Below are 6,436 nucleotides of genomic sequence, written 5' to 3'. Positions count from 1 at the left end.
AGGTACTGGAATAATAATGAATCCTCCTGTATTTATTGTTTTAAGCACTGCATAGCTCTTAACTGAACCGTATTGTGCTATAATTGGCGTTTCGCTAAAATTTTCGCGTCTGTAAAGATTTTTCGCAACTGGGGTGCAGATGCTGCGGCTTGGAAACTTTTGCCTTCGCGAGTTTATCCCAACCGAGGCAATCAGAAGGATTAGTTAACTGTTGACTCTTCTGAAATGCCTCAATCTAAAATTTAAAATCTAAAATTGCCCAATGGATTGCGCGACGCTGAAGATGATAGCAGCCAAACCTGCTGCGATCGGAATTGTCACTAGCCAAGCCGAACCAATTGACAGCAAAGTTTGCAAGCGTACTGTTTTCCAAGCTTTGATCAGCCCGACTCCGACGACTGCACCGACTAAAGCGTGGGATGTGGAAACTGGCAAACCGAAGCGGGATGCTAGCAAGACTGTGGTGGCTGTGGCTAATTCCGCGCAAAATCCGCCGCTTGGTTGGAGTTCGATGATCTTTTCGCCGACTGTGGCAATTACATTTTTGCCCCAGATGGTTAAACCGATGACTATTCCTGCGCCTCCGAGGACTAAAATCCACAGGGGAACGCTGAAATCTTCTGAGGGAAAGGAACCTGTGCGCCGGATGTAGGCGATCGCAGCTAGGGGAGCAACTGCATTTCCTACGTCGTTGGAACCGTGGGAAAATGCTACAAAACAGGCGCTCAAGACTTGAAATCTCGCCATTTGTTGCTCGATGAGAGAGTGACGGTGTGTCGGAGTGGGGGATGAGTTTGTACTTATTCCTTCTGCCTTTTCCCCTCTGCCTTCTGGGTTTTCAACTGATTCTAATTTTTTCCAGCTATTGAGTGTCAAGGCGATCGCCCCAATACTTCCAATGCCAATGACAATATCGTGAATTGGCAGATTCCAGCCAAATCGATCGTGCGCGGCGGCAATCGCCCCTGTCTGCACCAAAGCAACATCCACAACAGACGGCAGTACAATTATCCCAAATACGCTCAGCATTGCTGCACTCAGCCAAGGTATCCACTCGCGCATTTGACATAGAGGATCTGGCCGATCGAGAATCGAATACTTCACGACACTGTAAAATACTGCGGCTAAAGCACCGCTAGCAACAGGTGTCGCCACCCAAGTTAGGGAGATTGTGCCGATGGTTCGCCAATCAACTGCATTAATTCCCGCTGCAACACAGCTAAAACCCGCGATCGCGCCCACCACTGCATGGGATGAAGAAACGGGCAAACCTCGACTGGTAGCGATTTGCAGCCAGATCCCGCAAGCTATCAGCACTGACACCATCCCGATTAAAAATACTTGCGGTTTGGCCGCGAACACTTGTGCATTCACAACTCCTGTTGCCAGAGTTTCCGAAACTCCTTGGCCGAACAGCACTGCGCCGGAAAACTCCAGTATGCCTGCAACAATTATTGCCTGCCGCAGCGTTAGCGCCTTCGAGCCTACTGATGTCCCCATCGAGTTAGCGACATCGTTGGCTCCCAAGTTGGCGGCGACGTACAAGGCGAGTGCGGCCATTGCCCCTAGTTGCAGAAATACGACCCCAGAGGTATCTAACATAGAATTTTTTTGACATAAAACGGGCATTTCGATATATGATAAGGGATTGTGAGTTTTGGTAAATCCGATGAAAGGCGCAGAAATAATCCGTTCTATCGAGACGGCAGAAATAGATAGAGTCAAGCAAGAACTCAATAAACAAGTTCCCGAAATTTACGTCGGCGACACAGTGCGAGTCGGCGTGAAAATTAGAGAGGGTAACAAAGAACGGGTACAGCCCTACGAAGGGACTGTGATTGCCATGCGTAACGGCGGGATTAATGAAACAATCACCGTCCGTCGCGTGTTCCAAGGCGTCGGAGTGGAACGGGTGTTTTTGATTCACTCGCCCCGCATCGCGACGATCCAAGTGATGCGTCGCGGGAAAGTCCGCAGAGCAAAACTTTACTACCTGCGCGATCGGGTGGGCAAAGCTACTCGCGTCAAACAGCGGTTCGATCGCTCCCTGTAGGAATGCACCCAGCTTCCATTTGGTTCATGGTTCATGGGAAATTAAAAAATTTCAAAAAAAAGTTTCCCATTTACGAGCGCACTGTGTTAAAATAGAAATCTAGAGGTTAAGCGAATTTCAGCAACCTCACCTGTGCGCTCTTAGTTCAGTTGGTAGAACGCAGGTCTCCAAAACCTGATGTCGGGGGTTCAAGTCCTCCAGGGCGCGCTGAATCACCAAACATTAAATTCTGCCCGAAAGCGCCCGGACTATTGGCTGGTAACAGTCAAAACCGCAAACTTTCGGGTAGAATTAATTTTTGTGGGCGGTTCGCAAAAAATGCCATTAACAAATGCTCGGTGTGGCTTCTCGATCATCGGTTTCGGCGATCGGCATTTACGCCGTTGATTGGTTGGGCTTGTAAAAAGTCGTGGCTTTAGATTTGAGATTTGGGACTTGGGCGTAAGTGGTTAGTGTCACAAAATCTGAGAGCCGCGAGCCACTCACACCAGCTAAAATCTAAAATCTAAAATCGCAAGGGGGATTGAATCGTGGCGAAAAAAGACGAAGCTCAAGAAACTCAAGAAATAACGGCGCCTGGGTTTAACCCTGCGGGTTTTTTTAAGGAAACTAGAGAAGAACTCGACAAAGTGGTTTGGCCCAGCAGGCAGCAGCTAATCAGCGAGTCTTTGGCCGTGCTTTTGATGGTAATCCTCTCAGCAAGTCTGATCTATTTGGTGGATAACTTCTTTAACTGGGGCGCGGGAAAGGTGTTTGGGCCATGACTTTTGCATCAGAAGAATCTGAGTATTCCACAGAAGCGACTGGACAGGCAGCATCGCCAGATGTGCCGGAGATTGATGCTCGCTGGTATGCTGTTCAAGTTGCCTCTGGCTGCGAGAAGCGGGTGAAGGCAAACTTGGATCAGCGGATTCAAACTTTGGATGTTGCCGATCGCATCGTTCAAGTAGAAATTCCGCAAACTCCGGCAATCAAAGTCGGCAAAGACGGTTCCAGGCGGCAGTCAGATGAAAAAATCTTTCCCGGCTACGTACTCATCCGTATGTTTATGGACGAGGATACGTGGCAGGTGATCAAGAATACCCCGAATGTAATTAATTTTGTCGGGGCAGAGCAGAAACGCCGCTACGGGCGCGGCAGGGGTCACGTCAAACCGCTACCTCTGAGTCATTCGGAAGTAGAACGGATCTTCAGAAACGCTCAGGAATCAGAACCAGTTGTCAAAGTATCGATGTCTACTGGAGACCACGTTGTGGTACTTTCCGGGCCGTTTAAGGATTTTGAAGGTGATGTGATTGAAGTTAGCCCGGAACGAAACAAGCTCAAAGTTTTACTCTCGATTTTTGGGCGCGATACGCCTGTAGAATTGGAGTTCAATCAGGTTCAGAAACAGAACTAACTAATGGCAAAGAAAGTTGTTGCAGTAATTAAGTTGGCGATTACGGCGGGAAAAGCCAACCCAGCTCCTCCGATCGGCCCAGCTCTGGGTCAGCACGGCGTCAATATTATGATGTTTTGCAAGGAGTACAATGCTAGAACCGCAGACCAAGCAGGTCTGGTGGTTCCGGTAGAAATTTCGGTTTTTGAAGACCGCAGTTTTACGTTTATTCTCAAAACCCCGCCGGCGTCGGTTTTGATTCAAAAAGCGGCTGGCATTGCTAAAGGTTCGGGAGAACCTAACCGCAAGCAAGTAGGGACGATTACACAGGCTCAGTTACGAGAAATCGCTGAAACCAAAATGCCTGACCTCAATGCTAATGATGTTGAGGCTGCTATGAAAATTGTGGCAGGAACGGCTAAAAATATGGGCGTGGCGATCGCGGATTAAAGTCAGTTGCCCGTTGGCAGTTGTCAGTAATTCATGATTTTGAAGCTAAAATCTTCAAGCTCAAATCGTAAGTCCTAAGTCGATTCAGGGGGAGAAGCAAAGCTTCGCTAAGAATCGCAAATGTTTTAGATTTGAAATGGCCAAAACGGCTCAGTTCTAAAATCTAAACTCTAAAATCAACTGACCCCAGGAGATAGCAATGGCAAAGAAAGTATCGCGAAGACTGCAAGAACTTCAAAAGAAAGTTGAAGACAGACCTTATCTACCGCTGGAAGCTCTGCAACTTTTGAAAGAAACAGCAACCGCTAAGTTTGGCGAAGCTGCTGAAGCTCACATCCGTTTGGGAATTGACCCGAAATATACTGACCAACAGTTGCGGACAACTGTATCGCTACCAAAAGGAACTGGTCAAGTAGTCAGAATTGCGGTGATTGCTAAGGGCGAAAAAGTTAAAGAAGCTCTGAATGCCGGCGCGGATATTGCTGGTTCTGAAGAGTTGATCGATGAAATTCAGAAGGGCATGATGGACTTCGATTGCCTGATTGCTACCCCAGACGTGATGCCGTTGGTGGCAAAATTGGGTCGGTTGTTGGGCCCGCGCGGTTTGATGCCTTCTCCGAAAGGTGGCACGGTGACGACTGACATTGCTCAGGCGATCAACGAGTTTAAAGGTGGTAAACTAGAATTCCGTGCCGATCGAACTGGCATCGTTCATGTTATGTTTGGCAAGGCAGCTTTCTCAGCGGAAGATTTGCTCGTCAACCTTCATGCTTTGCAAGAAACTGTTGACCGCAACCGTCCTTCTGGTGCTAAAGGTCGCTACTGGCGCAGTTTGTACGTATCCGCAACAATGGGCCCGTCGATCGAAGTCGATATCAGTGCTCTGCGCGATACCAAACTTGATGCTGCCTAGTACAGAATTAAGCAGAAGGCAGAAGGTAAAAGACAGCTTCGGCTGTCTGTGTAAATCTCTCACAAGACTTACGCCAGACCCTTGCTAATCTCTGCCTTCTGATGATAGCCTAATCAAAAATCAATAAGCTGAAGACCGCAGGTGCCGACCGCTTAATTTCCTGCCGAGGCTGAAGAAATAAAAACTCAAGACTCAAAGATTAGAAATTTTCTATTTTTAATTCTGACTTGTTAATTTTTAATTCTCTGCCCCGGCTCTAAGGTCGGGGTTTTTGGTGGGCAGTTTTCGATCCTAAAAGGAGGTGAAATAAGTATGGGCAAAACTTTAGCAGTAAAAAATGAGATTATTGCAGACCTCAAGCAAACCTTGAGCGAATCTCAACTGGCGATCGTGATCGACTACACGGGCTTAACTGTTGCTGAAATTACAGATTTGCGTCGGCGTTTGCGTCCGAAAGGCAGCAGTTGCCAAGTGGCAAAAAACACGCTGATGCGAATTGCGGTTGAAGGCAACGAAACCTGGCAGCCGATACAGGAATTGCTGACCGGTACGTCGGCATTTCTGTTCGTGCAAGAAGATATTGGCGGCGCGATTAAAGCTTACCAAGAATTCCAAAAAGTTTCTAAGAAGACTGAACTTCGCGGCGGCGTGATGGAAGGACGGGTACTGAAAGAAGCTGATGTTAAAGCATTAGCTGATCTGCCGTCGAAAGAACAACTCATGGCTCAAATTGCTGGCGCTATCAACGGTGTCGCAACCAAGCTGGCTGTGGGTATCAATCAAGTTCCTACTTCGATCGCTCGCGGTCTTAAAGCTTATGCTGAAAAAGACGGCGATTCAGCAGAAGTAGCAGCAGAAGCACAACCAGAAGCACAAGCAGAAGCGCAACCAGAAGCAGAAGCAGAAAGCGCATCTGTGTAAGTCATTAGTAATTAGTCATTAGTCCTCAGTCATTAGTATTTAGCAATAGATAGAAGACTGGAGACGAAAAACTAATGATGAATGAGCAAATCTCAAATTCCAAATCCCAAACCTACAATCGAACTAGGAGTTTAACGAATGTCTACTGCAACTGATGAAATCTTGGAAAAACTTAAGTCTCTGACTTTGCTCGAAGCTTCTGAATTGGTCAAGCAAATTGAAGAAGCTTTCGGCGTCAGCGCTGCTGCTCCTGTCGGCGGCATGATGATGATGCCCGGTACAGGTGGTGGAGCCGCTGCTGAACCCGTAGAAGAGCAAACCGAATTTACTGTCATGCTGGAAGAAGTTCCTGCTGACAAGAAAATCGCCATTCTGAAGGAAGTCCGCGCAATTACCGGTCTGGGTCTGAAGGAAGCAAAAGATTTGGTAGAAGCCGCACCGAAAGCAGTTAAGGAAGCTATTGCTAAGGAAGCTGCTGAAGAAATGAAGAAACAGCTTGAAGCTGTGGGCGCAAAAATTTCTATCAAGTAGTCAGAGAATGTAGTTGATATCAATTCCGGTGACACCGGAATGATGGTTGACTGTTGACTGTGGACTATTCCCTAAAATTAATCGCGCGATAGTTACATCTCTCGCGCGATTAATTAGGGCTTGCTGAATAATCGATCGCCAACCAAGAGCAGGAGCGATCGATATATTCAAGCAGAGTTAAATATAAGTT

9 protein-coding genes, 1 tRNA gene and 1 other annotated feature are annotated in these 6,436 nt (G+C 47.4%); of the genes, 9 read left to right on the top strand and 1 reads right to left on the bottom strand.

What is annotated here, in order from left to right; translation table 11 throughout:
• Nucleotides 1–249 precede the first annotated feature (249 nt).
• Nucleotides 250–1,629, bottom strand: coding sequence for an inorganic phosphate transporter (locus tag QUA57_RS27925; RefSeq protein WP_445304515.1), 1,380 nt, complete (start codon nucleotides 1,627–1,629; stop codon nucleotides 250–252).
• A gap of 40 nt (nucleotides 1,630–1,669) precedes the next feature.
• Between QUA57_RS27925 and rplS the strand changes: the two genes are divergently transcribed.
• From rplS to rplL, 9 genes are all read left to right on the top strand, one after another.
• Nucleotides 1,670–2,053 (top strand): 50S ribosomal protein L19, encoded by a 384-nt coding sequence (rplS, locus tag QUA57_RS27920; protein ID WP_333037136.1) that lies wholly within the window; start codon nucleotides 1,670–1,672, stop codon nucleotides 2,051–2,053.
• A 134-nt stretch (nucleotides 2,054–2,187) separates the two neighbouring features.
• Nucleotides 2,188–2,260 (top strand) — tRNA-Trp (locus QUA57_RS27915).
• Entirely contained in the window at nucleotides 2,231–2,440 is a 210-nt protein-coding gene (locus QUA57_RS27910) for a hypothetical protein (RefSeq protein ID WP_333065034.1), read from the top strand. The genes QUA57_RS27915 and QUA57_RS27910 overlap by 30 nt, the downstream gene beginning before the upstream one ends.
• A gap of 143 nt (nucleotides 2,441–2,583) precedes the next feature.
• The gene (gene secE, locus QUA57_RS27905) at nucleotides 2,584–2,817 is read left to right on the top strand and encodes a preprotein translocase subunit SecE (protein WP_172186534.1); all 234 of its coding nucleotides are present in this window, start codon (nucleotides 2,584–2,586) and stop codon (nucleotides 2,815–2,817) included.
• A complete protein-coding gene (gene nusG / locus QUA57_RS27900; protein WP_242721257.1) occupies nucleotides 2,814–3,452 on the top strand; it encodes a transcription termination/antitermination protein NusG in 639 nt (212 codons plus the stop codon). Before secE ends, nusG begins: the two co-directional genes overlap by 4 nt.
• A gap of 3 nt (nucleotides 3,453–3,455) precedes the next feature.
• The gene (rplK, locus tag QUA57_RS27895) at nucleotides 3,456–3,881 is read left to right on the top strand and encodes a 50S ribosomal protein L11 (protein WP_006635588.1); all 426 of its coding nucleotides are present in this window, start codon (nucleotides 3,456–3,458) and stop codon (nucleotides 3,879–3,881) included.
• Between the two features lie 199 nt (nucleotides 3,882–4,080).
• Nucleotides 4,081–4,794: a 50S ribosomal protein L1 gene (gene rplA / locus QUA57_RS27890; protein WP_190663916.1), complete on the top strand. Its 714-nt coding sequence runs from the start codon at nucleotides 4,081–4,083 to the stop codon at nucleotides 4,792–4,794.
• Nucleotides 4,795–4,904: 110 nt separating this feature from the next.
• Nucleotides 4,905–5,077, top strand: a sequence feature (ribosomal protein L10 leader region).
• Nucleotides 5,078–5,106: 29 nt separating this feature from the next.
• A complete protein-coding gene (rplJ, locus tag QUA57_RS27885) occupies nucleotides 5,107–5,715 on the top strand; it encodes a 50S ribosomal protein L10 (protein ID WP_333065033.1) in 609 nt (202 codons plus the stop codon).
• A 138-nt stretch (nucleotides 5,716–5,853) separates the two neighbouring features.
• On the top strand, nucleotides 5,854–6,246 hold the full coding sequence (gene rplL, locus QUA57_RS27880) for a 50S ribosomal protein L7/L12 (protein WP_333037133.1): 393 nt from the start codon (nucleotides 5,854–5,856) through the stop codon (nucleotides 6,244–6,246).
• Nucleotides 6,247–6,436 lie beyond the last annotated feature (190 nt).

It is taken from the genome of Microcoleus sp. Pol7_B2, assembly GCF_036701035.1.
Taxonomy (GTDB): Bacteria; Cyanobacteriota; Cyanobacteriia; order Cyanobacteriales; family Microcoleaceae; genus Microcoleus.
Note: the sequence above shows the minus strand (reverse complement) of the source record. Positions and strands in the feature narration are given on the sequence as shown.

What these genes read in the sequence shown, in the direction of transcription:
- QUA57_RS27925 (WP_445304515.1), bottom strand. Translation starts at nt 1,629, where the DNA reads ATGCCCGTTTTATGTCAAAAAAATTCTATGTTAGATACCTCTGGGGTC.
- rplS (WP_333037136.1), top strand. Translation starts at nt 1,670, where the DNA reads ATGAAAGGCGCAGAAATAATCCGTTCTATCGAGACGGCAGAAATAGAT.
- QUA57_RS27910 (WP_333065034.1), top strand. Translation starts at nt 2,231, where the DNA reads ATGTCGGGGGTTCAAGTCCTCCAGGGCGCGCTGAATCACCAAACATTA.
- nusG (WP_242721257.1), top strand. Translation starts at nt 2,814, where the DNA reads ATGACTTTTGCATCAGAAGAATCTGAGTATTCCACAGAAGCGACTGGA.
- rplK (WP_006635588.1), top strand. Translation starts at nt 3,456, where the DNA reads ATGGCAAAGAAAGTTGTTGCAGTAATTAAGTTGGCGATTACGGCGGGA.
- rplA (WP_190663916.1), top strand. Translation starts at nt 4,081, where the DNA reads ATGGCAAAGAAAGTATCGCGAAGACTGCAAGAACTTCAAAAGAAAGTT.
- rplJ (WP_333065033.1), top strand. Translation starts at nt 5,107, where the DNA reads ATGGGCAAAACTTTAGCAGTAAAAAATGAGATTATTGCAGACCTCAAG.
- rplL (WP_333037133.1), top strand. Translation starts at nt 5,854, where the DNA reads ATGTCTACTGCAACTGATGAAATCTTGGAAAAACTTAAGTCTCTGACT.